25 protein-coding genes and 1 pseudogene are annotated in these 25,077 nt (G+C 45.8%); 20 read left to right on the top strand and 6 right to left on the bottom strand.

The annotated features are described in order from the left end of the window. Positions 1-240: 240 nt before the first annotated feature. From rutA to rutF, 6 genes are read left to right on the top strand one after another with little or no spacing between them, the layout of a single operon-like run. Positions 241-1,332, top strand: a complete 1,092-nt coding sequence (gene rutA / locus A9B99_RS18700) for a pyrimidine utilization protein A (RefSeq protein WP_064600130.1) — start codon at positions 241-243, stop codon at positions 1,330-1,332. Further along, positions 1,332-2,030 carry a pyrimidine utilization protein B gene (gene rutB, locus A9B99_RS18695; RefSeq protein ID WP_064600127.1) on the top strand — a complete coding sequence of 233 codons (699 nt, stop codon included), beginning with the start codon at positions 1,332-1,334 and terminating at the stop codon, positions 2,028-2,030. Before rutA ends, rutB begins: the two co-directional genes overlap by 1 nt. Before the next feature lie 10 nt (positions 2,031-2,040). Further along, entirely contained in the window at positions 2,041-2,439 is a 399-nt protein-coding gene (gene rutC / locus A9B99_RS18690; protein WP_064600124.1) for a pyrimidine utilization protein C, read from the top strand. Next, a complete protein-coding gene (rutD, locus tag A9B99_RS18685; RefSeq protein ID WP_064600121.1) occupies positions 2,436-3,236 on the top strand; it encodes a pyrimidine utilization protein D in 801 nt (266 codons plus the stop codon). Before rutC ends, rutD begins: the two co-directional genes overlap by 4 nt. Before the next feature lie 11 nt (positions 3,237-3,247). Continuing rightward, positions 3,248-3,838, top strand: coding sequence for a malonic semialdehyde reductase (locus A9B99_RS18680; RefSeq protein WP_064600118.1), 591 nt, complete (start codon positions 3,248-3,250; stop codon positions 3,836-3,838). An 8-nt stretch (positions 3,839-3,846) separates the two neighbouring features. After that, the gene (gene rutF, locus A9B99_RS18675) at positions 3,847-4,332 is read left to right on the top strand and encodes an NADH-dependent FMN reductase RutF (protein WP_064600116.1); all 486 of its coding nucleotides are present in this window, start codon (positions 3,847-3,849) and stop codon (positions 4,330-4,332) included. 132 nt (positions 4,333-4,464) lie between these two features. On the opposite strand, the gene A9B99_RS18670 is transcribed toward rutF, so the two are convergent. After that, positions 4,465-5,391, bottom strand: a complete 927-nt coding sequence (locus A9B99_RS18670) for a DMT family transporter (protein WP_064600114.1) — start codon at positions 5,389-5,391, stop codon at positions 4,465-4,467. Between the two features lie 265 nt (positions 5,392-5,656). Between A9B99_RS18670 and A9B99_RS18665 the strand changes: the two genes are divergently transcribed. The 6 genes from A9B99_RS18665 to A9B99_RS18640 all read left to right on the top strand — a co-directional run bounded on the left by A9B99_RS18665 (position 5,657) and on the right by A9B99_RS18640 (position 11,011). After that, complete coding sequence (locus tag A9B99_RS18665; RefSeq protein ID WP_064600111.1) at positions 5,657-5,884, top strand: YccJ family protein; 228 nt, start codon at positions 5,657-5,659, stop codon at positions 5,882-5,884. Positions 5,885-6,030: 146 nt separating this feature from the next. After that, the gene (locus A9B99_RS18660; protein ID WP_064600109.1) at positions 6,031-6,903 is read left to right on the top strand and encodes a carbohydrate ABC transporter permease; all 873 of its coding nucleotides are present in this window, start codon (positions 6,031-6,033) and stop codon (positions 6,901-6,903) included. Further along, positions 6,893-7,777, top strand: a complete 885-nt coding sequence (locus A9B99_RS18655; protein WP_064600106.1) for a carbohydrate ABC transporter permease — start codon at positions 6,893-6,895, stop codon at positions 7,775-7,777. The genes A9B99_RS18660 and A9B99_RS18655 overlap by 11 nt, the downstream gene beginning before the upstream one ends. Before the next feature lie 12 nt (positions 7,778-7,789). Then, the gene (locus A9B99_RS18650; RefSeq protein ID WP_064600104.1) at positions 7,790-8,626 is read left to right on the top strand and encodes a phosphodiesterase; all 837 of its coding nucleotides are present in this window, start codon (positions 7,790-7,792) and stop codon (positions 8,624-8,626) included. After that, the gene (locus A9B99_RS18645) at positions 8,620-9,696 is read left to right on the top strand and encodes an ABC transporter ATP-binding protein (RefSeq protein WP_064600102.1); all 1,077 of its coding nucleotides are present in this window, start codon (positions 8,620-8,622) and stop codon (positions 9,694-9,696) included. Before A9B99_RS18650 ends, A9B99_RS18645 begins: the two co-directional genes overlap by 7 nt. After that, on the top strand, positions 9,689-11,011 hold the full coding sequence (locus A9B99_RS18640; RefSeq protein ID WP_064600099.1) for an ABC transporter substrate-binding protein: 1,323 nt from the start codon (positions 9,689-9,691) through the stop codon (positions 11,009-11,011). The genes A9B99_RS18645 and A9B99_RS18640 overlap by 8 nt, the downstream gene beginning before the upstream one ends. Positions 11,012-11,296: 285 nt before the next feature. Here the strand turns inward: A9B99_RS18640 and uxaC are convergent, their stop codons facing one another. Next, on the bottom strand, positions 11,297-12,715 hold the full coding sequence (gene uxaC / locus A9B99_RS18635) for a glucuronate isomerase (RefSeq protein WP_064600098.1): 1,419 nt from the start codon (positions 12,713-12,715) through the stop codon (positions 11,297-11,299). A 54-nt stretch (positions 12,716-12,769) separates the two neighbouring features. After that, on the bottom strand, positions 12,770-14,050 hold the full coding sequence (locus tag A9B99_RS18630) for an MFS transporter (protein ID WP_064600096.1): 1,281 nt from the start codon (positions 14,048-14,050) through the stop codon (positions 12,770-12,772). 826 nt (positions 14,051-14,876) lie between these two features. On the opposite strand from A9B99_RS18630, the pseudogene A9B99_RS18625 reads away from it, so the two are divergent. From A9B99_RS18625 to A9B99_RS18610, 4 genes and pseudogenes are all read left to right on the top strand, one after another. Beyond that, a pseudogene (locus A9B99_RS18625) lies at positions 14,877-15,281 on the top strand (class II fructose-bisphosphate aldolase); the annotation flags it as partial. 152 nt (positions 15,282-15,433) lie between these two features. Continuing rightward, positions 15,434-16,675, top strand: coding sequence for a tyrosine-type recombinase/integrase (locus A9B99_RS18620; protein ID WP_064600092.1), 1,242 nt, complete (start codon positions 15,434-15,436; stop codon positions 16,673-16,675). A gap of 211 nt (positions 16,676-16,886) precedes the next feature. Next, a complete protein-coding gene (locus tag A9B99_RS18615; protein WP_064600090.1) occupies positions 16,887-18,113 on the top strand; it encodes an AAA family ATPase in 1,227 nt (408 codons plus the stop codon). 10 nt (positions 18,114-18,123) lie between these two features. Beyond that, positions 18,124-18,777 (top strand): HNH endonuclease family protein, encoded by a 654-nt coding sequence (locus A9B99_RS18610; protein WP_064600294.1) that lies wholly within the window; start codon positions 18,124-18,126, stop codon positions 18,775-18,777. A gap of 386 nt (positions 18,778-19,163) precedes the next feature. Here the strand turns inward: A9B99_RS18610 and pilV are convergent, their stop codons facing one another. Further along, the gene (gene pilV / locus A9B99_RS18605) at positions 19,164-20,510 is read right to left on the bottom strand and encodes a shufflon system plasmid conjugative transfer pilus tip adhesin PilV (protein ID WP_064600088.1); all 1,347 of its coding nucleotides are present in this window, start codon (positions 20,508-20,510) and stop codon (positions 19,164-19,166) included. 182 nt (positions 20,511-20,692) lie between these two features. Between pilV and A9B99_RS18600 the strand changes: the two genes are divergently transcribed. Next, positions 20,693-21,091 carry an H-NS family histone-like protein gene (locus tag A9B99_RS18600; RefSeq protein WP_064600086.1) on the top strand — a complete coding sequence of 133 codons (399 nt, stop codon included), beginning with the start codon at positions 20,693-20,695 and terminating at the stop codon, positions 21,089-21,091. Between the two features lie 127 nt (positions 21,092-21,218). On the opposite strand, the gene A9B99_RS18595 is transcribed toward A9B99_RS18600, so the two are convergent. Then, positions 21,219-21,572, bottom strand: a complete 354-nt coding sequence (locus A9B99_RS18595; RefSeq protein ID WP_064600084.1) for a conjugal transfer protein TraD — start codon at positions 21,570-21,572, stop codon at positions 21,219-21,221. Then, positions 21,572-21,820, bottom strand: a complete 249-nt coding sequence (locus A9B99_RS18590; protein ID WP_008499876.1) for a hypothetical protein — start codon at positions 21,818-21,820, stop codon at positions 21,572-21,574. Before A9B99_RS18590 ends, A9B99_RS18595 begins: the two co-directional genes overlap by 1 nt. Positions 21,821-22,054: 234 nt before the next feature. On the opposite strand from A9B99_RS18590, the gene A9B99_RS18585 reads away from it, so the two are divergent. The 3 genes from A9B99_RS18585 (at position 22,055) to mobQ (ending at position 24,973) form a co-directional block, all read left to right on the top strand. Further along, the gene (locus A9B99_RS18585) at positions 22,055-22,237 is read left to right on the top strand and encodes a hypothetical protein (protein ID WP_064600082.1); all 183 of its coding nucleotides are present in this window, start codon (positions 22,055-22,057) and stop codon (positions 22,235-22,237) included. A 308-nt stretch (positions 22,238-22,545) separates the two neighbouring features. Continuing rightward, positions 22,546-22,752: a hypothetical protein gene (locus tag A9B99_RS18580; protein ID WP_064600081.1), complete on the top strand. Its 207-nt coding sequence runs from the start codon at positions 22,546-22,548 to the stop codon at positions 22,750-22,752. 820 nt (positions 22,753-23,572) lie between these two features. After that, positions 23,573-24,973, top strand: a complete 1,401-nt coding sequence (gene mobQ / locus A9B99_RS18575; protein ID WP_064600080.1) for a MobQ family relaxase — start codon at positions 23,573-23,575, stop codon at positions 24,971-24,973. Positions 24,974-25,077 lie beyond the last annotated feature (104 nt).

Genomic DNA, 25,077 nt, shown 5'->3' with positions numbered 1-25,077 from the left:
CACCACTCGACAAGCTTGAAGGGCCTGCGCTCTGATGGTGCTTTTTTGTGCACCATTTTTGACCAAATAGTCCACTTTTTTAACCTTACTTTTTTTGCGTTATTTATTAACTGTTTAATAATAAATACTTTTTATTTTTGGCATCACAATTGCAACATTTTCGCTACAGCGTGGTGACAGGAAATGCCGGCAGGATGCCAGGCCCATGCATTTACTCAACCAAGACGTGCGAGGTTCGTGATGAAAATCGGTGTATTCATTCCTATCGGTAACAACGGCTGGCTGATTTCAACCAATGCGCCACAGTACATGCCAACGTTTGAGCTGAATAAAGCGATTGTGCAAAAAGCAGAGCATTACCATTTTGACTTTGCCCTTTCGATGATCAAGTTGCGTGGTTTCGGCGGTAAAACCGAATTTTGGGATCACAACCTGGAGTCGTTCACCCTGATGGCCGGTCTGGCTGCCGTCACATCAAAAATTCAGATTTACGCAACAGCCGCAACACTGACCCTGCCCCCGGCTATTGTCGCCCGTATGGCATCCACCGTAGATTCCATTTCCGGTGGGCGTTTTGGGGTAAACCTGGTTACCGGCTGGCAAAAACCCGAATACGAACAAATGGGCATGTGGCCGGGGGATGAATACTTTTCCCGCCGTTACGATTACCTGACCGAATACGTACAAGTTCTGCGGGATCTGTGGGGCAAAGGCCAGAGCGACTTCAAAGGTGAATTTTTCACGATGAACGACTGCCGCCTCAGCCCGCGCCCGGAACAACCGGTGAAAGTTATTTGCGCCGGGCAAAGTGATGCCGGAATGGCTTTTTCAGCACAGTACGCCGATTACAACTTCTGTTTTGGGAAAGGTGTCAACACTCCCACCGCCTTCGCTCCCACCGCTGCACGCATGAAAGCAGCAGCGGAACAAGCCGGGCGTGATGTTGGTTCCTATGTGTTGTTCATGGTAATAGCCGACGAAACAGACGAAGCCGCCCGCGCCAAATGGGAACACTATAAAGCCGGTGCTGACGAAGATGCGTTGTCCTGGCTAACAGAACAGAGCCAGAAAGATACCCGCTCGGGGAGCGATACCAATGTACGCCAGATGGCCGACCCGACCTCCGCCGTCAATATCAATATGGGTACCCTGGTGGGCTCATGGTCTACCGTCGCCCGTCTGCTCGATGAAGTGGCGACAGTCTCTGGTTGTGCAGGTGTACTGCTGACCTTTGACGATTTCCTGACAGGTATTGAAAACTTTGGCAAACACATCCAACCATTGATGTCCTGCCGTAAAGCTGTTCTTCCCGCTCAACAGGAGGTTGCCTGATGAAAGATCTGACCCTTGAAGCCCGCCCGGAAGCAATTTCGTTTTCCCCCGAACAAAGCGCATTAATTGTTGTGGATATGCAAAACGCCTATGCCAGCAAAGGCGGTTATCTCGACCTTGCCGGGTTTGATGTTTCAGCTACCGGCCCGGTGATTGAAAAAATCAACATTGCCGTCAGTGCCGCACGGGCCGCCGGGATCCCGGTTATCTGGTTCCAGAACGGCTGGGATGAACAGTATGTTGAGGCAGGTGGACCAGGCTCACCTAACTGGCATAAATCCAATGCGCTGAAAACCATGCGCCAGCGCCCGGAACTGGAGGGCAAGTTACTGGCCAAAGGCGGCTGGGATTACCAACTGGTGGATGCGCTTAAACCAGAGCCTGGTGACATTTTGCTCCCCAAACCCCGCTACAGTGGCTTTTTCAATACCCCGCTCGACAGCATTTTGCGCAGCCGGGGAATTCGCCAGCTGTTCTTTACTGGCATCGCCACCAATGTCTGCGTGGAATCCACGCTGCGTGATGGGTTCTTTTTGGAATATTTCGGCATTGTGCTGGAAGACGCCACGCATCAGGCAGGACCAGCATTCGCTCAACAGGCCGCGCTATTCAATATTGAAACCTTCTTTGGCTGGGTTAGCGATGTACAAACATTCTGCGACACCCTTGACACTACATCATTAGCCCATATTGCATAAGGAACATACCATGCCAAAACAAGTGATTATTCCTGCTGGCACCACAACGCCTATTGCGCCTTTTGTTCCTGGCACACTGGCAGACGGCGTGGTTTATGTTTCCGGCACACTACCATTTGATAAGCAAAATAATGTGGTGTACCCCGGCGACCCAAAGGCACAAACCCGCCACGTTCTGGAAACAATCAAAACCGTTATCGAGACAGCGGGCGGGACGATGGAGGATGTGACCTTCAACGCTATTTTTATCACCGACTGGACTCACTACGCCGCGATTAATGAAGTTTACGCGGAGTTTTTCCCGGGCGATAAACCAGCACGTTTTTGCATCCAGTGTGGACTGGTTAAACCTGAAGCACTGGTGGAAATCGCCACCACCGCCCATATTGGCAACGGAGCTTCTGCATGAAACTGCACGTCCATGATGCGCCATACCCCGGTGCTCCTGTAATGGTGCTTAGTGCCGGGTTGGGGGGAAGCGGTAGCTACTGGGTGGCGCAACTCAGCGCGCTGAAACCCCGATATCAGGTCATCACTTATGATCATCGCGGTACCGGGGAAAACCAGTCTGAACTCCCGGCTGACTACACCATGGCAATGATGGCCGATGAGTTACACCACGCCCTGGCGAACCACGGAGTGACCCGTTACGCCGTTACCGGGCACGCACTCGGCGGGTTGATTGGCATGCAACTGGCGCTGAACTACCCGCAATCCATTACCGCACTGGTGATTATTAACGGCTGGTTGAGTCTGAACCCGCAAACTGCTCGCTGCTTCGCCACCCGCGAGCAACTGCTTGGCAGTGGTGGGGCAGCCGCCTGGAACCACGCACAACCGCTGTTTCTCTACCCGGCTGAATGGCTGGGTGAGCAACAGCCCCGGCTGGAAGCCGAAGAAGCGCTGCATAATGCCCATTTTCAGGGAGAAGCCAATTTGCGTGCACGCCTGGGTGCCCTGAAACAAGCCAGTTTTACCCACACGGCAGGCCAGATAACCCAACCGGTACTGTTAATCTGCGCCAGAGACGATTTACTGGTTCCCTGGCATTGCTCACAAATGTTGCATGAGTGCCTTCCGGCAAGCCGCCTGTGTGTGATGCCCTGGGGAGCACATGCCTGTAACGTCACAGCCAGTGACACATTTAACAGCCTGTTACTCGATGGCCTGGCTGAATTATTTCCGACCATGAGTGAAGCAAGATAAAAGGAGATGTTATGCAAGAAGCTCTGACGCCGGACGCACTGGCGACACTGTATACCGGGGCGCACACCCACAGCCACTGGCTGGAAAAACCGGTTCCGGACACGTTACTGGTTCAACTGTATGATCTGGTGAAAATGGGGCCAACTTCTGCCAACTGCTCACCTGCCCGCTTTTTGTTTGTGCGCAGCGCGGAAGGGAAAGAACGCCTGAAACCGGCGCTGTCCAGCGGAAACCTGGAGAAAACCATGCAGGCACCGGTTACTGCCATTGTGGCCTGGGACCCGGCATTCTATGAGCAATTACCCACCCTGTTTCCTCATGCTGACGCCCGGTCCTGGTTCACATCAAGCCCGGCACTGGCAGAAGAAACCGCCTTTCGTAACAGCAGCCTGCAGGCCGCTTACCTGATAATAGCCTGCCGGGCGCTGGGGCTGGATACCGGGCCGATGTCCGGGTTTGACCAGCAGAAAGTTAACGACACTTTCTTCGCGGATTCTGGCTGGAAAAGTAATCTGCTGATTAATATTGGTTATGGCGACAACAGCAAAGTGCATGCGCGCCTGCCACGACTGGATTTCAGCGTAGCCTGCGGGCTGGAGTAGGAGGCAATATGCTGGAGAAAACCTTATTTCGTGATGCAATGTCGCGCCTTGGTGCGGCAGTGAATATCATCACCACCGATGGCCCGGCCGGGCGTGCCGGGTTCACCGCCTCTGCGGTATGCAGCGTAACAGACGACCCGCCAACGCTGTTAGTGTGCCTCAACCGCCAGGCTTCTGTGTGGCCGGTATTTAATGAAAACCGCCATTTGTGTGTGAATACACTAACAGCAAACCAGTCCGAATTGTCTACATTGTTTGGCGGTAAAACCCCAATGGAAGCCCGTTTTGCTGCCGCACAATGGCGCACAGGGGTAACGGGCTGCCCACTACTCGAAGGTGCGCTGGTCAGCTTCGACTGCCAAATAAGCCAGGTGGTGAGTGTTGGTACACACGATATTCTGTTTTGCCAACTGCAGGATGTAGTGAGCGCAGGCGCGCCACATGGCCTGGTCTGGTTTGACCGGCGCTACCACCCATTGATTAGCGCCGTCTGAGCCTTTAGTTATCTGGTGCCTGAGAAGCAGGGACAACTGCATCTTCAGATTGATGAAAAAGAAGGAAAAAACGTGGTTTTTCCTTCTTTTTAGTTAGCAGCCGAAAATCAATAAATTGATTTTCCTGGTTTTTTATTGAGTGGCACCCTCTCGTTCAGTGCGGGCATGAGGTTTGTCATCAGGCTCATCTTTCGCTTTTTTTCTGTGTTTCAGGCGCATTTCACTCACCAGGACACCCAGCACAATGAAAACGCCACCGACCAGAGCCAGCAACGGCAGGCGTTCACCGGCAAACCGCCCAAAGACACCGGCCCAGACAGGTTCACCCGTGTATATAACCGTCGCCCGTGTGGGAGAGACACTGCGCTGAGCCCAGTTCATGGTCACCTGAATAATGGCGCTAAAAATCCCCAGGCCAATACCCACTACCCACAGCCGGGGCGTCATTACCGGTACGGATTCCCCTGCTGGCAACATGGTGGCAAATGCCACTAATGATGCCGTAGCCAGTTGCACCACCGTTACACGCTTCACATCCACTTTTCCGGCCCAGGCACTGATCAGGATAATTTCCGCCGCAATCGCCAGCGCACTGACCAGGGTTATCACTTCACCATGGCCTGGCGCCAGTAGTGAGCCTTGCGGCCCGGCCAGCAATACCAGCCCGACAAAGGCCAGTGCTATGCCTGCCCAGGCCATTACCCCGGGCATTTTGCCCAGGCAAACCCATTGCAACAATGGCACCAGTGGCACATACATCGCGGTAATAAAAGCGGACTTACTACTGGGAATAAAATGCAGCCCCCAGGTTTGCAGGCTGTAGCCGAAAGCAATCGCAATACCAATCGCAACCCCGGCTTTCAACTCCAGCATGGTCAAACCACGCAATGAGCGAAGCGAAAGCAGGCCTACTGCTACAGCCGCCGCAGCAAAACGTAACCCAACGAAGAAAAATGGGCCGCTGTCTGCCGTTGCATACTGCACAGCAAGGAATGTTCCCCCCCAGAACATGGTGATAAGCATCAGAATGGCTTCCTGGGGTTTAATGGAGAATTTCATCAGGGATTGCACAACGAAAAAAGCCTGTTAACTGGAAAGGAGATGACCAGTGTGCGCCCGGTATGCCTGTGCTTCAAGAGGGAGAACAAAATATCTCTGGTATAGCGCCTGAATGAATGGCTATGGCAAAAAAACTGCCAGCATATTTGCACTCTGCGCCATGGCACATATCTTTAATAGAAAGGAACGCGGTACAGAAAACCACAACCACCCACCGGGTTCACAGTAAACATGTTTGGCTAAATACCCTGTTACAGGAGGCGTTATGACAAACCAGGCAAGTAAATTACATCACGTTGGTGAATGGGCTGCCTTGCGCAATACCTCACCGGAAATTGCTGAAGCGATTTTCGAACTGGTGAATTACGACGAACAACTGGCCGAGAAAATGTGGGAAGAAGGCAACGATACAGCCCTGATTAACGCCTTCGCCAGGACAGATAAACAAACCCTGTTCTGGGGAGAGCAAACCATAGAACGGCAAAACGTTTAATTGCTGTTACGGCAAGGAGTGGGATACTGCTCCTTGCCTGCACTACCATTTCCTTTCATTAAACCGTCATCTGCGCGCCATGCTGTTGCAGTGTTTCCCTACCAGACTGTTTGCCTTCTGAGAGTGGTAATAAGGCAAATGCTGTTATGCGCAGAACCTGGCAAACTTGGTTAATCCTTGCCCCATCGCTGTTTTTTTTAGTGCTGTTTACCTGGTTTCCCCTGGTGCGGTCGGTTTATGACAGCCTGTTTGATACCCGGCTATCCAGCGAAAACCCTGTCTTTGTTGGCCTGAATAATTTTGCCCGCCTGCTGGCAGACCCCGTTTTCTGGCGCGCACTGACCAATAACCTGGTGTATATCGTACTGACCGTGGTACCAGGCATTGCCCTGGCGTTATTACTGGCTGTTGCGCTTTGGGAGAACCACCGGCTTAACCGCTGGCTGCGCACTGCGTTTTTCTTCCCGATGATTGTGCCTATGGTGAGCGCTGCAGCGCTATGGTTGTTTATTTTTATGCCGGGGCTGGGGTTGCTGGACCATTATCTGTCCATATGGTTTGGCCCACAAAATAACAACTGGCTGGGGCGCAGCAATACAGCACTGTTTGCATTAGCACTGATTGGTGTCTGGAAGTTTGCCGGGTATTACATGTTATTTTTCCTGGCCGGGCTGCAAGGAATACCCGCCTCAACACATGAAGCGGCGCGCATGGAAGGTGCCTCAGCCACACAGCGCTTTTTTCTGGTGACCCTGCCCCTGCTGCGCCCGACCCTGAGTTTTGTCCTGACCACCGCATTGATTTACGGCATTACTCAAATCGACCACGTTGCCGTAATGACTCAGGGCGGCCCGGATAACGCCACCACAGTACTGCTCTATTACATCCAGAACCTCACCTGGGAAACTCATGACCTTGGTAAAGCATCAGCAGCAACTTTCCTGACGCTGGCGGGGTTATTCGCTTTCTCGCTGTTCAACCTGAAGTGGCTGGAGAAAGGAGCCCACTATGAGCGCTGATATATCCCCGGTAACGCTGGCAACACGGCCTCGCGCGCTGCCGCGTGCCCACACCACGCCTGTACCTGCAATCACATTGACGATCCTGTTACTGTGCCTGGCTTTGCTATGGATAAGCCCGTTTCTCTGGATGCTCTCTTCAGCATTCAGTGCCACCACATTTGGCAACGATATGGCATCGCTGCTCCCCCGCGGGCCACTCACGCTGGATAACTTCCGTGATGCCTGGCAGAGCGCCAACTGGCTCAGTCTGTATACCAACACGCTGTTTTTTGCTGGTGGAACCTTTGTGGTGCAACTGGTGACCGCCACCACAGCAGGCTATGTATTCGCCTGCCACCAGTTCCGTGGCAAACAAACGCTGTTCGCCCTGTTTCTGGTGCAACTGATGGTGATGCCTGTCGTCATGATGGTGCCCAATATGCTCACACTGAAAAGCCTGGGCCTGCTCAACACACTCACCGGGGTCATGATGCCCTACTTCACCTCCGCCTTCGGCGTATTTGTGATGCGTCAGGCCTTTATGGCTATCCCGAAAGAGATTGAAGAGGCGGCACTGATGGAAGGCTGTAGTTGGTGGCAGGTGTTGTATCACGTCATGTTGCCGGGTTCGTGGCCTTCCGTTCTGGCCTTTGCCACTGTCAGTATCACCTACCACTGGAATGAGTATTTGTGGCCACTGATGATTCTCAACGACCCGGATAAACAAGTACTCACTGTTGGCCTGGTGTCATTTGCTATGGGGGCAGAGTCTGGCGGGCAATGGGGCATGATCAGTGCCGGTACGCTCATGGTATGCCTGCCGTTAATGCTGGCCTTCATTCTGTTCCAAAAGCAGTTCCTGAGAAGCTTTGGTTTTTCGGGTATTAAATAACGAGGTGTTTCTATGCTGTTAGCACAAATTTCTGATACCCATTTTCGCAGCCACAACCAGAAACTGTACGGTTTTATTGATGTGAATGCCGGCAACGCCGATGTAGTGGCTCAACTGAATGCACTGCGCGAAGCGCCTGATGCCGTAATTGTCAGTGGTGATATAGTGAATTGCGGCCGCCCGGAAGAGTACCAGGTCGCCCGACAGGTGCTCGGAGCTTTGCGTTACCCGTTACTGGTGATTCCGGGGAATCACGATGATAAAGCCCATTTTCTGGAGTTTTTACGCCCGTTATGCCCCCAACTGGGAAATGACCCGGACAATATTCGCTATGTGGTTGACCACTTTGCCACCCGGCTTTTGTTTATTGATACCAGCAGAACAGGTACGTCAAGTGGCTGGCTAACCCCAGAAACAGTTGCCTGGCTCGATAAGCAACTGGGCGACACCCCGGATAAACCCGCCGCAGTCTTTATGCACCACCCGCCTTTGCCGCTGGGCAATGCGCAAATGGACCCTATCGCCTGTGAAAATGGCCATTTATTGCTGGAACTGATTACCCGCCACCCCAACCTGGTTCGGGTGTTCTGTGGGCACAACCATAACTTGTGTATGACGCAATACCGCCAGGCCATTATTGCCACCGTGCCAGGCACCGTACACCAGGTACCTTACCACCATGAAGATAACCGCCCGTATTACGACATGTCGCCCGCGGCATGCACCATGCACCGCCAGGTGGGAGAGCAATGGGTGAGTTACCAGCACTCTCTGGCGCATTTTGCCGGCCCGTGGCTGTATGACCCGCAGGCCAGTTGTCCCACTGAGGAGCCGTCATCGCCATGCTGAAGTTGCGCAATCTGAGTAAAACTTTTGACGGGAAAACCGCGCTGCACCCACTGGCGCTGGATATTCATGACGGCGAGTTTGTAGTACTGGTTGGGCCATCGGGATGCGGGAAAAGTACCCTGCTGCGCCTGATTGCTGGTCTGGAAGACACCACCACCGGCGAAATCTGGCTGGATGACGAGCAAATCAATGCGTTACCAGCCGGGGAGCGCAACTTTGCCATGATTTTCCAGAACTATGCGCTGTTTCCGCATTTATCGGTACGGGACAACATTACCTTCGGAATGAAGGTACGCAAAGAGGCAAAATCCGGGTGGCAAACACGCCTTGAAAAAGCCGCACAAATGTTACACCTGGAACCCTTGTTAGACAGTAAACCGGGCAAACTTTCTGGTGGGCAACGCCAGCGTGTTGCGATGGCGCGGGCGATTGTCCGCGATCCGAAGTTGTTCTTAATGGATGAACCGCTTTCCAACCTGGATGCGCAATTGCGTACCGAGGTGCGCGACAGCATTATGGCGTTGCACCAGAAGCTGTGTATCAGCACCATTTATGTGACCCACGACCAGACCGAGGCTATGTCAATGGCGGACAGGATAGTGGTTATGAAAGATGGCGTGATTCAGCAAACCGGCCGCCCCGCCGACATTTACCACCATCCGGCCAATGTCTTTGTTGCCGGGTTTATTGGCTCACCCGCCATGAACCTGCTGCTGTTACCCTGCGAAAGCGGCCAGGTTTTCTTTGGGGAACAGGCTATCTCTCTGCCTGCAAATGCCAGGCAGGCACGCCAGGTATGGGTGGGGATTCGCCCCGAACATATTACCGATACCCCACAACCCGGCCAGTTTACCTTCGCCGCCACCCTTCGCCAGCGAGAACTGATGGGTGCCGACTATTTGCTTCACCTGACCACCCCGTTCGGGGATATGCGCTATTGCCGCCGCCACCGGGGAACCATTCCCGAATGCGGCGACATTATTCAGCCCGGCTTTTCCCTTGAAGATTTGCACTTTTTTGATGCTGACACACAGCTCAATTTATTACATCAGGAGACTATTCATGTTTAAGGCCACGCCTTTCCGGTTACCGGCTCTGGTATGCAGTTTAACCCTGGCGTTCACAGCCAGCGCACTGGCAAAAGAAAAAATCGATTTTATGTTTCCGGCTCCGGTCGACGGTAAGTTGACCATGGAAATGAACCGTATCATTAAAACCTTTAACGATTCACAACAGGATGTTGAAGTGCGCGGTATTTTTACCGGCAACTACGACACCACAAAAATTAAAGCAGAATCAGCTCAGAAAGCCGGGCAACCACCAGCGCTGGTGATTATGTCCGCCAACTTCACCACCGACCTGGCGCTGAAGAAAGAAATTCTGCCTATGGACGAGATCCTGAAATATGGCAATCTGAAAGCGAATGATTTTCTGGAGCAGAATTTCTGGCCTGCCATGTGGAAAAATGCCCAGGTGATGGGCGAAACTTATGCCATTCCGTTCCAAAACTCCACGCCAATTCTTTACTACAACAAAACACTATTTGCTAAAGCCGGTATTACCCAGCCCCCTCAAACATGGGCAGAATTACGCGCCGACGCGCTTAAACTGACCAGTAAAGATCAGGGACAATGGGGAATCATGCTCCCTTCTACTAATGATGATTACGGCGGCTGGATCCTCTCAGCATTAGTTCGCGCCAATGGCGGTAACTACTTTAACGATACCTGGCCTGGTGAAGTATATTACAACTCCCCCACCACCATTGGCGCCCTGCGCTTCTGGCAAAACTTGATTTACCAGGATCATGTGATGCCCTCTGGTGTACTGAATGCCAAACAAATCAGCGCGGCATTCTTTTCCGGAAAGCTGGGTATGGCGATGCTCAGTACCGGTGCGCTGGGTTTTATGCGTGAAAACAGTAAAGACTTTGAGTTAGGTGTCGCCATGCTGCCAGCCAAAGAACAACGTGCTGTGCCAATTGGCGGTGCCAGCCTGGTCAGCTTTAAAGGTATTTCCGAGGCTCAGAAAAAAGCAGCCTGGGAATTTCTGAATTACCTGGTCAGCCCGAAAATTAGTGGCGAATGGAGCCGCTTTACAGGTTATTTCTCGCCACGTAAAGCAACCTATGACACACCAGAAATGAAAACATACCTCGCAAATGACCCACGAGCCGCAATTGCGCTTAAACAGTTACAGTACGCTCACCCATGGTATGCCACTTACGAAACTGTGGCGGTACGTAAAGCGATGGAGAACCAGTTGGCGGCTGTGGTTAACGACCCTAAAGTGACACCGGAAAGTGCCGCCCGGGCCGCTCAGGAACAGGCTGACACTATCATGAAACCCTATGTAGACAGCACAGCGCTTGCCCCGGTGAAATAATCTTATTTTTGACCAGCAATCCCCGGCAGCCACAAGGACGTGGCTGCCAACTGATTGAGTCTTTACTGGCGTGACCAGGCTGCGGCCTGACTGAAAAGTTCGGCGGACGGGCGAAAATCCCTATACAACATAAACGGCTCAACCGGCTGAATGGCCGAACCGGGGTGTCCGTTTCATTCACCAGCGCAATATTCTCCTAACCTGAATGCAAGGAGATTTCTATGACCCGAAGAGCAGAGAAGCTCGCCGTTCTGGTGTTTTAAAATTAACTACGCGCACTGAAATTTAATGATTTTTTTTGCCTGAAAAATAGCTGCGGGCATTGTTATAACATATGTCCTTAATCATACTTCCCACTAAAGCAAAATCAGCAGGTATTTCTCCCCGGTTCATCCACCCCCCAACAGTGTTACACAGCAACCGACGAAAATACTCATGGCGCGTATAGGACAAAAAGCTTCTGGAGTCTGTCAACATCCCTATAAACTGGCTGATAAGCCCCAACTGTGCCAGTTGCTCCATTTGTCTCTTCATCCCATCAAGCTGGTCATTAAACCACCACCCGGAACCAAACTGCATTTTCCCGGCAATTCCTCCCCCCTGGAAATTACCACACATTGTTGCCACAACTTCATTCCATGCAGGGTTTAGTGTGTAGAGAATAGTTTTGGGCAATGAATCCAGCTCATTCAGCGCACTGAGTAACTGAGCCAGTGGTTCAGCGAAAGGCCTGTCATCAATTGAATCAAACCCGCTATTCGCCCCCAACATCTGAAAAGCTCTCTGGTTATTATTACGCCGTGCACCAATATGTAACTGCATAACCCATCCCCGCCGGGCATACTGTTGGCCCAGCCAGATTTGTACTGCAGTACTGAAGCAGGCCACATCAGTATCATTGAGAACGTCCCCCGCAAGGCGGCGTTGCAAAATATCATCCAGCACCTTTTGAGAAGGGCATGATGCAAAACGAACCGTTTCAATACCATGGTCAGCACTGCAACACCCATGCTGTGCAAAATACTCAAGTCGTATCAGTAATGCCTGAGTTAAATCGTCAAAACTGTAAATATTTATCCTGGTACATGAACCAAGTGCATCAATATAATTAGCAAACCCCGGCAATTCAGGTTTGAAAACCGGGTCAGGGCGCCAGGTTGGCCGTACTTCAATATCAAAATCAGGATTTTCTGCAATACGTCGGTGGTGAGTCAGATCATCCAGGGGATCATCTGTAGTACCTACCATACGAACATTCATTTGTTTCATCAGACCTTGTGCACTAAATGAGGGTAACATCAACCTGGCCTGGCAGTATTCCCATACCTCTTCAGCAGTATCCTGAGACAGGATAATATTTGATAAACCAAATGGCCGCTTCAGTTCCAGATGTGTCCAGTGAAATACCGGGTTACCCAACGTTTTTGGTATTACCTTTGCCCAGGCGAGGTATTTTTCTTTGCCACTGGCATTACCGGTAATGAGTTTTTCATCCACACCAGCCGCACGCATTACACGCCATTTATAGTGATCACCTTCCAGCCATATTTCAGCCAGATCCCGGAACTGGCGATTATCAGCTATATCCTGCGGAGACAGGTGACAATGATAGTCATAAATTGGCTGGTCGCATGCATACTCATGGTACAAACGAGTAGCTGCATTATTTTCTAATAAAAAATTTTCATCCAGAAAAGGTTTCATCAACACTCCCGTTTATATCAGCCGGGGCATCAGTCTGTCCCGGGCAGTTAAAGATCAGGCCATAGCTGCCTGCTGTGATGCCGGTGTTGCCACCTGGTGTTCTCTGACACAAGTCCACAGAATGATGGCGCCAATAATATCCATCACACTAAGAACAATAAAAAACGGGTTATAACCAATGACTTTTACCAGTTCGCCCATAATCAGAGTGCAGATAAAAATTCCGCTCCATCCGGCCATACTGGCAAAGCCACTGACTGTTGAGGTGGTATTTCGTTTAAAAAGATCGGTGGCCATGATAATGACCTGGGTGGATAACATTTGGTGGGCAAATCCGCATACAGAAACCAGCGCAATCGCCGCGTAGGGGCTGTCAACAAACCCAACAAATGCCAGCGGCAGCATCATCAGTGCTCCAATCGAAAAACCAATCCGACGCGCATTGACTGTGGAAATATTCCAGTGCTTCATTAAGAATGCATTCAGTACGCCACCGGCTAACCCACCAAAATCCGCTGCCAAAAACGGTAGCCAGGCAAACATCGCTATCTCTTTTAACGGCATATGGCGGACAGTCATCAGGTATACCGGTAACCAGAAGTTAATTGTCCCCCAGGCGGGATCTGCCAGGAAGCGGGGTAAGGCAATACCCCAAAAATTTCGTTGGCGAAGGATTTGCAGAACAGAAGGTTTTTTATCATCGGCATCAAGATATTGCTCCTGCCCCTCGCGAATATATTGTGCTTCTGTTGTGGTTAATGCTTTGTGTTTTTTCGGAGATTCGTAACCAAACCACCATAACACAGCCAGCACCAGACCTAATCCTCCAGTTATTACAAAAGACATTTCCCAGTTCCAGGTCATAATTGCCCAAACCACCAGAGGTGGAGCCAGCATTGCGCCAATGGAAGTTCCTATGTTGGCAATACCACCGGCAATACCACGTTCTTTAGCCGGAAACCATTCAGAGTTGCATTTCACACCGGCTGGGATAGCCGAGGCTTCACTCAACCCCATCAGGCCACGTAAGAAAGCCAGTCCGCCCCAGGAATGGCAAGAGGCGTGAGCCATGTTAATGAGCGACCAGGCAATAATTAAGATAAAAAACCCCAGTTTCAGCCCCACCACATCAATAAAGAAACCGCATATCGGCCCGGCAACTGTGTAAGCGAATTGAAATGCCCCGAGAATCCATGAATATTGTTCCTCGCTGATATTCAGGTCAGTGAAAAGTGTTGGTGCTGCCACACTAAGGGAGCTGCGAGCCAGTGCATTAATAACTGTGGCCAGTGAAACGAGGCCAATCATCCACCATCGTAAGTTTTTAATTTTCATCAAAATCAGACTCCGAAAGTTGTGTTTAACTTTTCCGCTTATGACGGAAAAAGGGAAAAACAGTTTGCCGTCACTGAATGTTCATGTACCGACCGTAAAGCAGGTGATCTCTTTATATTATGAATACTACCATACAAGTAGAAACAAAAAGGAAGAGAGAGAAACGGAATATGTGATCAGGCATTCAACTAAAAACATTTATGGATAGTTAGAGATGAAATTGTGACAAATATCTCAAACTCACAAAAAATTAAACAAAATCAATATATTATAATAAAAACATTGTATTCAAAAAAAGAATAACAACAAAAAATGTGCACGGAGAGTAATAGTTAACATGTTGAAAATAGATAAAACACTGACCAGACAAAATGATGATACAATGCATAATAAATATTATTTTAAACACAGCGAATATATATCTCTATATGTTCACTGACTTCAGCACTCTGTCGGTGGGGCTTTCTGCCAGTGTCAGTACAGCGGGTAATCTCAAGAATCGCGGACGAAATACTCCCTCATGGTAATGATACACCTGGATGACAGGGCAACATACTTAGTGCTTATTTTAATATCGAGTTATAATATGCACTGACTACATCCCCATCATAAATAACGGGATATTATTTATGGAGGAAATAAAACCCTTCACAACCAGTATTTCTGAGTGATTATCCGTGTAAAAGAATACATAGTTTACCGATATTAATAACGTAAGCTAACATCAGTAATGATAAAAGGTACCCGGCATGCTACAGAGCGAAGAGTTAACCTTCAACAGAATATGAAAAATATTTCAACTGTAGCTCGGTAAAATAAATTCGGCGTTCGGGTATTTAATATAATTTCTGCAGAATTCGCAAGGCTCGTTATTAAGATGACAGAGAAACTTCACTCTCCTGTTATTCTTGAAGCCCATCCGTATGAGTATGAATTTACCGGTGATGATATTATTTACTATCTTCGTGAATTTGCTATTAAAACAACAGTACCTGTTGTTATTCATCTGGGCTTCGGGCAGATACTGGAACAGGTGATGCGTACCATACGTACTGGCTACACATCAGTTATGATCGGTGCTTCCGCCCTGCCATTCGAAGAAAATTTAGAGAGGCATAGCAAGAGATACATAAAGAGGTTAAGTGACATACTCCAGCAGCCAAAAGCAAAAAGGGGTTACCTCTTGGTAACCCCTTTTTTAATATGGCGGAAGCGCAGTCCGCCAAATTAATGTCCGAAAATGTCAGAAATAGTTCATTTTTACCATTAATAAACAATATGTTGCCAAAAACAGTTGTTCGAGGACGTCTTGCGACATCCGAAAAAATCTGACATTTTATGCAGTACCTTATGCATGGCGGGTTGTATGACAGGATTTAACATATGCCAAAGAAAGCCAAAGAACTCACCGGACTGGCTGTTGCCAAGCTAAAAACTGAAGGCTCTTATGCGGTTGGTGGCGTTGACGGTTTATATCTCCGGGTCCGGGGTCAGTCCCGTTCGTGGATACTTTGTATTGCAATGGGAGTCAGAGTAAACAGATTAGGCAGAACAGTCCCCAGACGTTTGAACATGGGACTTGGTGCCTACCCTGAAGTCTCCTTAGCTGATGCCCGTGATAAGGCCCGTGAGTTACGTAAGCAAGTCCGTAATGGTGTTAATCCACTTGAAGAAAAACACGCCGCCAGAGCAGAACAAGAAAAGCTGGCTCATAAGAGAAAGACATTTACCGAATGCGCTGAAGACGTTATTGAAATTAAGGCCAAGGAACTTAAAAACCAGAAGCACATTGCACAATGGCGTTCAACGCTTGAAGCCTATGCTTACCCTGTCGTAGGTGAAAAGCCTGTCAGCTCAATCACGAAAGTTGATGTACTGGCAATACTTGAACCTATCTGGTTAACAAAAAATGAAACCGCCAGCCGCCTGCGTGGTCGTATTGAAGCCATTATTGATTACGCCAAGGCGAAAGAATACTTTGAGGGCGATAACCCTGCTTCGTGGAAAGGTATGCTTAAGCCCCTGCTGCCAATGCCAAGTAAGGTGCAGCAACAAAAGCACCATGCAGCCCTGCCCTATAGTGAGATCAAACCCTTTATCTCTGAACTGCAGAAACGAGCGGGCATTTCAGCACGAGCACTTGAGTTTTCAATCCTGACCGTTGCCCGTTCTGGTGAGGTCCGGGGGGCTGAATGGAATGAAATTGATCTGAAGAACAAAACGTGGACCATTCCCGCCAGCAGAATGAAAGCCAGTAGAGAACATCGTGTACCGCTGTCTGACGCTGCTGTAGGATTGTTAAAGGCTTTACCACGCTTTAAGGACAATAACTTTGTATTCCCTGCCCCGCGTGGTGGGCAGCTACCAGATATGTCTTTGCTGGCAGTATTAAAGCGAATGAACCATACAGGTTTAACCCAACACGGCTTCCGTTCTACTTTTCGTGATTGGGCTGGTGAAACAACAGACCATCAACGTGAAGTTATTGAACATGCACTGGCACATCAACTGGCTGACAAAGCAGAGGCAGCTTATCAGCGTGGAACGTTATGGCCTAAACGGGTAGCGTTGATGGATGATTGGGCGGGGTATTGTACAGCGCCTAATTCCATCAAAACAAAGTAATTCTATGGTAAGCCTATAATCCCTCTGTTAGATATAAGACAGACTTATGCGTTAGTGAACCTTGATTCCGTAGAAAAAACATGAGAATACACATATCATAAGATCAAATTAATAGGTTAATTTTTGTTCCACACTGTTTCAATTAAGAAGAAAAATGGTAAGATTTCCAAAGAGCTGATCTGTTCACATCTATCTTCATAAAGGACATTGTATGCTTTGCAGCATTTCTAAAATAAATATACCAATCCCATACTCCAGAAAAAAAGTTGATATACAGTTAGATGGAAGAAGTCTGATTATCACTGGTGGTAATGGTTGTGGAAAAACAAGTCTCATAACAGCCATCTATAACTATTTAAAAAAGGGAATAGACAGCCCTAATAATAATAACGCCGAATACTTGATAGGCCAGATAAATCATTATAAATACCTCATGGATAAAGTTGGACGAGATGGTAGTTCTTACAATGGTTATAAGAATGAGTTAGAGAGAAATAAAGTTAGATTAGAAGAACTTAATGATTTTAATATCGAAATTGAGTCTATTGACAACAAAGACATTCGGTCTTTGCTCAGATTCCATAGCGCTACAAGACAATCCGCAATATCTTCACCAAATCAAGCACCAAAACACTCTGTTCTTATTGAGGAAAATAAGCATTTTCCTAATGATAAAGATGGCAGTCAATTCTTTGAAAGCTATTTATTGAGTTTAAAGAAAAACCAAAGCTATGCAATAGCTTTTGATAAAGATGAAAATGAAGCAAAACGTATTAACCTATGGTTTGATAAGATACAGTTAGATCTACGCTCATTATTTGAAGATCCAGATTTAGTTCTAGAATTTGATACAAAAGATGAGAAGTTTTATTTACATCAAGATGGGAAAGACAGATATACCTTTCAGACGTTATCAGCTGGATACTCTTCAATACTAAGTATCTATACTGATTTAATAATGAGAGTTGAAATGTGGGGGGTCTCTCCTGATAATATACAGGGAATCATTTTTATTGATGAAATTGATGCTCATTTGCACGTATCATTACAAAAGCAAATATTACGTTTTTTCATTAAGTCATTCCCAAAAATTCAATTTATCGTAACAACTCATTCTCCATTTGTAGTTACATCTGTTACAGATTCTGTTATTTATGATCTTACTACTAATGAACAAATTATAGATGTTTCTACATATTCATATGGTGTAGTTATGGCGGAAATTTTCGGCGTTGTACCTGATTCTCACGCATTAACAGATAAACTAACTTACATCGAAAGTTTAGTTCAAAATATAACACCAGAAAATATCGGTGAGTTAGAAAAAGTCATATTATCTTTTGCATCTGAAAAAGATAATATGAGTAATGATACTCAAGCTTTTCTTGATGCAGCACAGTTAAAGTTAATTAAAACGAAAAAAAACTTAAGCGAGTAGGATGAAAATTATGTTCAATGTAGTGAGGTCAATGCCCGCACCCGGTTCACTATTAACTCAGAAAAAATATGACGGTGATGATGTCCACTCTGCTTTACAGGAATGTTTTCATGAAAAATGCTATTTATGTGAAACTAAAAAACCCTTAGATATCAATATCGAGCATTTTGAACCACATATGGGCAATGTAATAAAAAAATTCTCATGGAATAATCTTTATTTAGTATGCTCACGTTGCAATAATATCAAACTAACGAAATACAATAATCTTCTTGATTGTTGTTCAATAAGTGTATGGGAAAGAATTAAATTAACTCCCGGATTTTCTCCAAAAGCAAAAAAATTTATTATCACGCCACAATTTCAGGATAGAAAAACACTTGAAACAGCAGAGCTACTTAACGATATTTATAACAACAATAATACAATTAATAAAAGACTTACAGCTAGCTCACTACGAACACTAGTCGTCAAAACCACTCATAAGCTAACACAACATATGATTGTTTATTATAGCGAAGACTCTACAGAAGAAGAAAAGCAAAATGCACTTAATAAAATGAAAGTAATGATTAAGAAATCATATCCATACTCCGCATTTTGTCGTTGGATGATAAAAGATGATGAAGAACTTGATAAATTATTAACTCCTATCATGGACTGAACCATCCGTAGTTAAAAGAGCCTTTAGGCTCTTTTATTTTCCCTTAAAGGGAACACTCTACTGGAGTGAATACAAAACCCAATAATTGGGGCAACTAAAGCAGCACATTGGGTTGTAAACAACTCCCCATATAGAGGGCAACCAGACACTTCATTGAAGTAAATATTTCACGGGATCGTTAATTAAAACAACAAAATATATTTCCCGTGTAAAATATTCCGAAATTTACTATAAAAAAGTCATTTAACAGTGCTATTTTATAGCGAGGTATATATTATATCACAGCCATATTCAATATACTAATAAACACACTCCAGTTATATTAGCAGATATCCTTAAATCTGTATCAATGAAAAATCAATAGTACCCAATGAAATTAACACTAACTATATAAAGCAATGAATGCCCATGTAATATGAAGAGTATTGAGTTCCATTATGCGCACGCCAGTTCATATTTCCATTTGAGTCAGGGTTATCTGTCGGTATTAATTGTGTCAGCGCCATTTCCTGACCATCTATTCTGTATGTATTAATACATAATTTAAAACGTCCAAGATTTTTTGTCGTGCCCGGATAAATAGTAAAAACACCACCTACTTTCATATATTGTGGATTATTAGCCTTCCAAATACCACTAACACAAGATAATAACGCCCCAATACTACTTTTCCCTTGCAATCCATTAGGAGAACATCCAGCACCAACTGTTGCCGTACCATTAATCTGCAAAAATTCCCCTGTTGTCATTCGTCCAGTAGAAACCACTGTAGCACCTTTGACCTGTCCAGAGGATGTGATGTTCCCTGATGCATTAATTGCATTATTCACGGTTAATGCGCCAGTAAGTGTACTGGCCCCTGCAACTGATAAGGTGGAATTCAGACTGGCTGCTCCTTTGAGCGTACTTACACCTGCTACCGTTAAAACGTTGTTGGCATTAAGAGCACCTCCAACGGTAAGTGTTGAACCAACGGTTGTTGCTCCTGTTGATTTTAATGTTGCTACAGTTGCTGTTCCAGATGCTGTAATATCTTTCACATTATTAATGTCATTCCCCCCCATATTCAGATCACCTGTCATAGGAAGTGTCCCATCACGACGCAGGTAAACCGAATACATTGCAGAATCATATCCAACGCGATATGCCATAAGGCCTGCACTGGCGATATTACTGTAATTTATTGAAGTTTCTTTCCACGCCCCCTGCAGCCCTGATGCCACAGATGCTGATTGTGTCATTCCACTATCAATACCAGCTTCCTGCATAGCCTTACCTAATAAATCGTAGCGAAATTTTCCGCCCTCACTCCAAGGTAAAGTTGTTGTGATTAAGCCATTAACCACATAGTTAGGCGTAATACCTGAACGTTTTAGCAGTATCTTATAAGAGGATTTCTGGGCATTTACCCCGGTATATGATGCTGGCAATAACCCTTCATTAATAAGCGTCTGATAAGTGATTTCACAACCAGAACTATCACACGTTCTTGGACCCGGATCACTTGACTGGCTGCTGCTCGATGTCAGCGTGGAAAGCTTGTCATAGCGGATATTGATATAACCATTGACCGCCTCCCCTATCTGCTTCATTTGTTGACCAACAGCCTTAGCAATCACCATTTCCTGTTCATTTTTCATATCCTGAAAACGCATAAAAGCCATCATACTACCGACACCCAGCACCAAAATGAGTTCCAGTAATGAGAACCCTTTCTTATTTTGTTTTTTCATTTTCATCGTCCTTTTTGTTTCACGTACATATCAATTAACAAAAATAAAAAAGAGGTCAAGGTTGGTTAAGATATAATCCACAAAAAACCGTTAACAATAAAATTTAGGAGGGGTGAATTTATCCATTATCGTCTTTTGTATGTTATCCTGCTCAAGACCTTAAACAATCAGGATAAAAGATAATGACTGACGCTATTAAAGCACTTAATAACATCCGTACCCTTCGCGCACAGGCACGAGAAACAGATCTGGCTACTCTGGAAGAGATGCTGGAAAAATTAACTGCTATTGTTGAAGACCGACGCCAAGAAGAATCACTTGCACTGCAAAAAAATGCTGAACGTCAGGCCAAAATTGAAGCGCTGCGTACACAACTGCTTGAAGATGGTATTGACCCATCAGAACTGCTAGCTAATCCTAAATCTTCCCGTCCGGCTGCTGTTCGTGCTCCTCGTCCTGCTAAATACAAATACATTGATGAAAATGGCGATGAAAAGACGTGGACAGGTCAGGGTCGTACACCAAAAGCGATTACTGCTGCACTGGAAGATGGTAAAACTCTGGAAGATTTCGCCATCTGAAATGGGGTGTGATTTATTGCCACGGAAGGCAGTAAAAATTGACTACCGCGCCCTCTGGGGCTTGGTCAACAGCTCCCCAGCCTAAAACAAGTTTTAAGCCGTAGAGCTGTTCGGACGTGAAATGATTTTATGGTCTGAATTTTTTGAGGACTTTTTCAATGTAGATTTGTCCATTTACTTTATACCTTTCGATATCGTGCGTATGTAAGGATGGAACTTCTAACAACAAACCAAAGAGTAATTGTTTATCTACCTCACTTATATCACAATTTAAAACCTTGGCAACCTCTGCACCGAGAATTATTTTTTGTCGTGTATTTTCTTTTTTGCTATCTCTCTTTTCTTTTGCTTTAAGATAATTGAGCTTATTTTGTGCTCCCGCAATTTTTTGCTCAAGAGTTTTCTTTATTTCTGCCCTGCTTCTATCACCCTGAAAAGCTTTACCTGTTAGATAGGTATTTTGTATTTCATCATCACTCATTATTTACTCCATTGATTTCTATGATTATAAGGAACATTATTTCTGAACTCATCATCTGAAAGTGCTCGTTTGATTGATTTAATACGGGAACGGAATTCTTTCTTTTCCTGTTTCTTTTTAAATTCAACTCTTATTTCTGTGATAATCTTTTCTGCTTCACTATACGCTTTTTCCAGATCGGTATAGATTCCATTATCAAGTAATCGCTTTGCCTCAAGATCGATGGCTTCATCGTTATTTTTATACATAAAACCTCCCTGTATTAATTTCCTTATTACTTATTATCACAATTAATAAAATAATCAATAGCATGGGGGATATTAATTAATATTATCCATTTCATGTTCAGCTAATAATTTTTTAACATATAACCATAATTCATTATTCTTAAAAATGATAATTGATTGTTATTGTCAGTGTAGCTATAAGGGAGAATAATGACGATGCATCATTTGATGTGGCCCTATTCTAAGGAAATAAGCATGGCTACAAACACAGGAAATGATTCAAGAAAAGGTTCAGTACGAGATCGTACTCAGGTTCAAAATCCCAAGAATGGTAATTATACGAAACGGGATACTGACAGCGGCCAATTTATGGACCAAAAGCAAGATGGTACACCATTCAAAGGTGTAGCTAAAGAAGTTGATAAGCGCCGTAAATAGTCAGAAAGGGCCAAAAGGCCCTTTCTTTAGCACTCAGGAAGACTCAAAGGTTATCGAGTTGTTCGCCATCATTTTGTATTTTTAGTATTTATTTGTACTGACTCCTACATGATCTGACAAGCGACACTAAATCGGTTTTGCCCCAAAACCATCTAGCTTCCGATTCATGGCATCTTCCCATTTTTATTCCTTGACCTACTTTTCCTAATAGCAGATTATGAGTCTAGTTGATCATTTACGACTATACAGACATTGTTAAATGACTTTTGTAGTCACCAGATACCTTGTTGTAATAAGGAAATAAAATAATGCTTTTTTACACCATAGTGTTCGTAATTATCGGTTTCGCACTTGGTGCTTTTATCAAGGATTCGCGTAGTGCAATTATAGCTATTGTAGCCATCTCAGTCATATGGGCATTAGTGTGGGGAGCGTGGGCAGCCGCAGCATTTATTGAATTGCTCGTTGGCTATTATATCGCAAAATATGCCTTAGATAAGCCGAAACAGTCATAGTCATTTAATAATAGGCGACAATAGATACATGTAGTTGGGCTCTTGTGGTTTAATGGTATAGCAGTGAGGTGCTGCTGTGCCTAACCCTAATTAGGTTAAATAAATCATCATTTGGAAAACTGACCCTTTATCTCCATTATAATTGCCATGCGTGATTAGTAATGCGATAATGATTTAAGCTTCTTCAAACAGCGAGGAGAATGATCCATACTGATCTTAGATCATATCAACTCAATCTTGAATAGCGTACTTTGTAATTTATGCAACACAAGTGATAGCAATTACTAACTTAAAATATCTAATACTCTCCGCGTTACTTATTTTTGTTTATAAGTGATATTCATTTCACCTTTCCATTCTCTATTCTAATTCCTTATCCTCACCTGTGAATTGTGCAACAGGGATAACTACCAATATCTTTTGCTATTTTAGTGCTTTCCCGCCTTACGGCGGGATAAATTAACACTCTTTTTGTCCTACGGACGTTCTCAAAACCCAATCCGGGTAATACTTCGCCCGTTCATCCAGATTGCGCCGCTTAATTCGGCGTTTTGTTTTACAGGGATTAATATATTTCGTATTAATTAATAAAGGTAAGCTTTATACATTGTTGTTATTTTTTGAGCCATTTATGGCGATAAAAAATAAAGCAATGCCCACTTACGCATTATCGCTTCGCTCTAATGCCGTGGGGTCTACCGACGGTTGCCTGCCGCAGGCTAAAACCATTTCCTTCGGAAACAAAATCAAGGTCAACGTCAACCCCGGCGTTTTCCTTACGTAAAACGAAAAGCAGCATTTGGCATTGAGGAATATTTGGATGGCGATATACAGTTTCAAAATGGAGAACATCAGCAGAGGCGAAGGTCAGTCTTCGGTTAACTCTGCTGCATATCGTCACCGTAAAGTTTTCTTCGATAACAGAACAGGTGAAGTGTGTGGTCGCAAAACAGCACATAAAAAGGACCTTGCCTTTGCGCAGATTTTTGCACCTGAAAATACTCCACCTGACCTGATTGTTGACAGTGAAACACTCTGGAATGCTGTTGAAGCCTCAGAGAAGAGAAAAGATGCCCGTCTTGCCAAAGAATTTAAAATTGCCCTCCCCGCAGAGCTAACACCAGAACAGAACATTGAACTCACTGCAGCTTTTGTTCTTGAGCACTTTACCAAGCAAGGCATCATTGCCGATGTTGTTATTCATGATATCAATGGTCATAACCCGCATATCCATATCATGGGAACAACCCGTGAGGTTCTTTCTACCGGCTTTGGTAAAAAGGTCCGTGAGTGGGATAAGCCTGAAACCCTTGATAGCTGGCGTAAAGGCTGGCAGAACATCTGTAATGCGTTCCTTGACCTGTATGGTTATGATGAACGCATTGATCACCGTTCTATCAGGGTTCAGTATGAGGAAGCCCTTGAACAGGCTACCGCTTCCGCTACCAATGAAGAGAAAGCAATCTGGCTGGCTAAAGCTATTGAAACAAACCGCGATCCAATACTTCATATTCCTCGTGACCGCTGGGGAACTGTCGCCGCTCAGGAACAACGTGCTGCAGAGCAAGCCATACGTGATGAGCTGAAAAAAGAAGCTGTTGAAGCCTACTTTGCCTTTAAGGATTTACCATTAGACATCGTGGTTGATGTTGCCAGCTTTACAGTGCATGCACTGGCTGAACCGGAAGAAATTGTTATCCCGGATAATACCGGGAGAGCGTCATCTTCAGACTCGCAAAAACCTGCTCTGGTTGCTCCTGCGCCTCATACACGCACTACACTGAAAAAACCATGTTCTTCAACGGCAAGAGCGATTAAACGTGCTCCTGTTAAAAGTAAGAGGAAACAGGTTAATCCCCGTCAGGATGGGATTTTCAAACGTTTCACGCTGTTGGTAGTAGATTATATCAGAGAGAAATTCGTCTGGGCCAAGAAGAAGCCAGCTCCTGTTTCAGTCGATACTGAACATGATAAGCGTATTGCTGAAAACTATGTCTTCGATGAGGTTCAGGGTATCTATGTTTCACGCGCTGAGTATGAAAGGCGCGCCAGATTTAACAAGGATGACTACAAGCCTACCAAGGAAGAGATCAGGCGTTTTCCAAGCCGTCCTGTTGAGCCAAAACTGCCAGATAGCAATCTTGACTACATACCAACACTCGCGTCGGACAAGAAAAAGCCGGTGCCTAAATTGAAGCCACCGGCTTATCATAACGATTGAATATAAAAACAGATAGAGTTAATAGGACGAAAAATATTATTGAGTATATATAAACAATTTTGCTAACTGAAGTGTTCAAAACCCAATATCGGTTACCGCCATTG

Origin of the sequence: Mangrovibacter phragmitis (assembly GCF_001655675.1) — a bacterium.
In the GTDB taxonomy this organism is placed as follows: Bacteria; Pseudomonadota; Gammaproteobacteria; order Enterobacterales; family Enterobacteriaceae; genus Mangrovibacter; species Mangrovibacter phragmitis.
This window is presented reverse-complemented; position numbering and strand designations above follow the sequence as displayed.

Excerpts from the sequence above, each read along its gene's own strand:
- pilV (WP_064600088.1), bottom strand. The coding sequence starts at position 20,510 with ATGAAAAAACAAAATAAGAAAGGGTTCTCATTACTGGAACTCATTTTG.
- A9B99_RS18640 (WP_064600099.1), top strand. The coding sequence starts at position 9,689 with ATGTTTAAGGCCACGCCTTTCCGGTTACCGGCTCTGGTATGCAGTTTA.
- rutF (WP_064600116.1), top strand. The coding sequence starts at position 3,847 with ATGCTGGAGAAAACCTTATTTCGTGATGCAATGTCGCGCCTTGGTGCG.
- A9B99_RS18580 (WP_064600081.1), top strand. The coding sequence starts at position 22,546 with ATGCTTTTTTACACCATAGTGTTCGTAATTATCGGTTTCGCACTTGGT.
- uxaC (WP_064600098.1), bottom strand. The coding sequence starts at position 12,715 with ATGAAACCTTTTCTGGATGAAAATTTTTTATTAGAAAATAATGCAGCT.
- A9B99_RS18665 (WP_064600111.1), top strand. The coding sequence starts at position 5,657 with ATGACAAACCAGGCAAGTAAATTACATCACGTTGGTGAATGGGCTGCC.
- A9B99_RS18650 (WP_064600104.1), top strand. The coding sequence starts at position 7,790 with ATGCTGTTAGCACAAATTTCTGATACCCATTTTCGCAGCCACAACCAG.
- A9B99_RS18585 (WP_064600082.1), top strand. The coding sequence starts at position 22,055 with ATGGCTACAAACACAGGAAATGATTCAAGAAAAGGTTCAGTACGAGAT.
- rutA (WP_064600130.1), top strand. The coding sequence starts at position 241 with ATGAAAATCGGTGTATTCATTCCTATCGGTAACAACGGCTGGCTGATT.
- A9B99_RS18620 (WP_064600092.1), top strand. The coding sequence starts at position 15,434 with ATGCCAAAGAAAGCCAAAGAACTCACCGGACTGGCTGTTGCCAAGCTA.
- A9B99_RS18590 (WP_008499876.1), bottom strand. The coding sequence starts at position 21,820 with ATGTATAAAAATAACGATGAAGCCATCGATCTTGAGGCAAAGCGATTA.
- A9B99_RS18680 (WP_064600118.1), top strand. The coding sequence starts at position 3,248 with ATGCAAGAAGCTCTGACGCCGGACGCACTGGCGACACTGTATACCGGG.
- rutC (WP_064600124.1), top strand. The coding sequence starts at position 2,041 with ATGCCAAAACAAGTGATTATTCCTGCTGGCACCACAACGCCTATTGCG.
- A9B99_RS18660 (WP_064600109.1), top strand. The coding sequence starts at position 6,031 with ATGCGCAGAACCTGGCAAACTTGGTTAATCCTTGCCCCATCGCTGTTT.
- A9B99_RS18630 (WP_064600096.1), bottom strand. The coding sequence starts at position 14,050 with ATGAAAATTAAAAACTTACGATGGTGGATGATTGGCCTCGTTTCACTG.
- A9B99_RS18655 (WP_064600106.1), top strand. The coding sequence starts at position 6,893 with ATGAGCGCTGATATATCCCCGGTAACGCTGGCAACACGGCCTCGCGCG.
- A9B99_RS18670 (WP_064600114.1), bottom strand. The coding sequence starts at position 5,391 with ATGAAATTCTCCATTAAACCCCAGGAAGCCATTCTGATGCTTATCACC.
- A9B99_RS18600 (WP_064600086.1), top strand. The coding sequence starts at position 20,693 with ATGACTGACGCTATTAAAGCACTTAATAACATCCGTACCCTTCGCGCA.
- A9B99_RS18615 (WP_064600090.1), top strand. The coding sequence starts at position 16,887 with ATGCTTTGCAGCATTTCTAAAATAAATATACCAATCCCATACTCCAGA.
- A9B99_RS18645 (WP_064600102.1), top strand. The coding sequence starts at position 8,620 with ATGCTGAAGTTGCGCAATCTGAGTAAAACTTTTGACGGGAAAACCGCG.
- A9B99_RS18610 (WP_064600294.1), top strand. The coding sequence starts at position 18,124 with ATGTTCAATGTAGTGAGGTCAATGCCCGCACCCGGTTCACTATTAACT.
- mobQ (WP_064600080.1), top strand. The coding sequence starts at position 23,573 with ATGGCGATATACAGTTTCAAAATGGAGAACATCAGCAGAGGCGAAGGT.
- rutB (WP_064600127.1), top strand. The coding sequence starts at position 1,332 with ATGAAAGATCTGACCCTTGAAGCCCGCCCGGAAGCAATTTCGTTTTCC.
- A9B99_RS18595 (WP_064600084.1), bottom strand. The coding sequence starts at position 21,572 with ATGAGTGATGATGAAATACAAAATACCTATCTAACAGGTAAAGCTTTT.
- rutD (WP_064600121.1), top strand. The coding sequence starts at position 2,436 with ATGAAACTGCACGTCCATGATGCGCCATACCCCGGTGCTCCTGTAATG.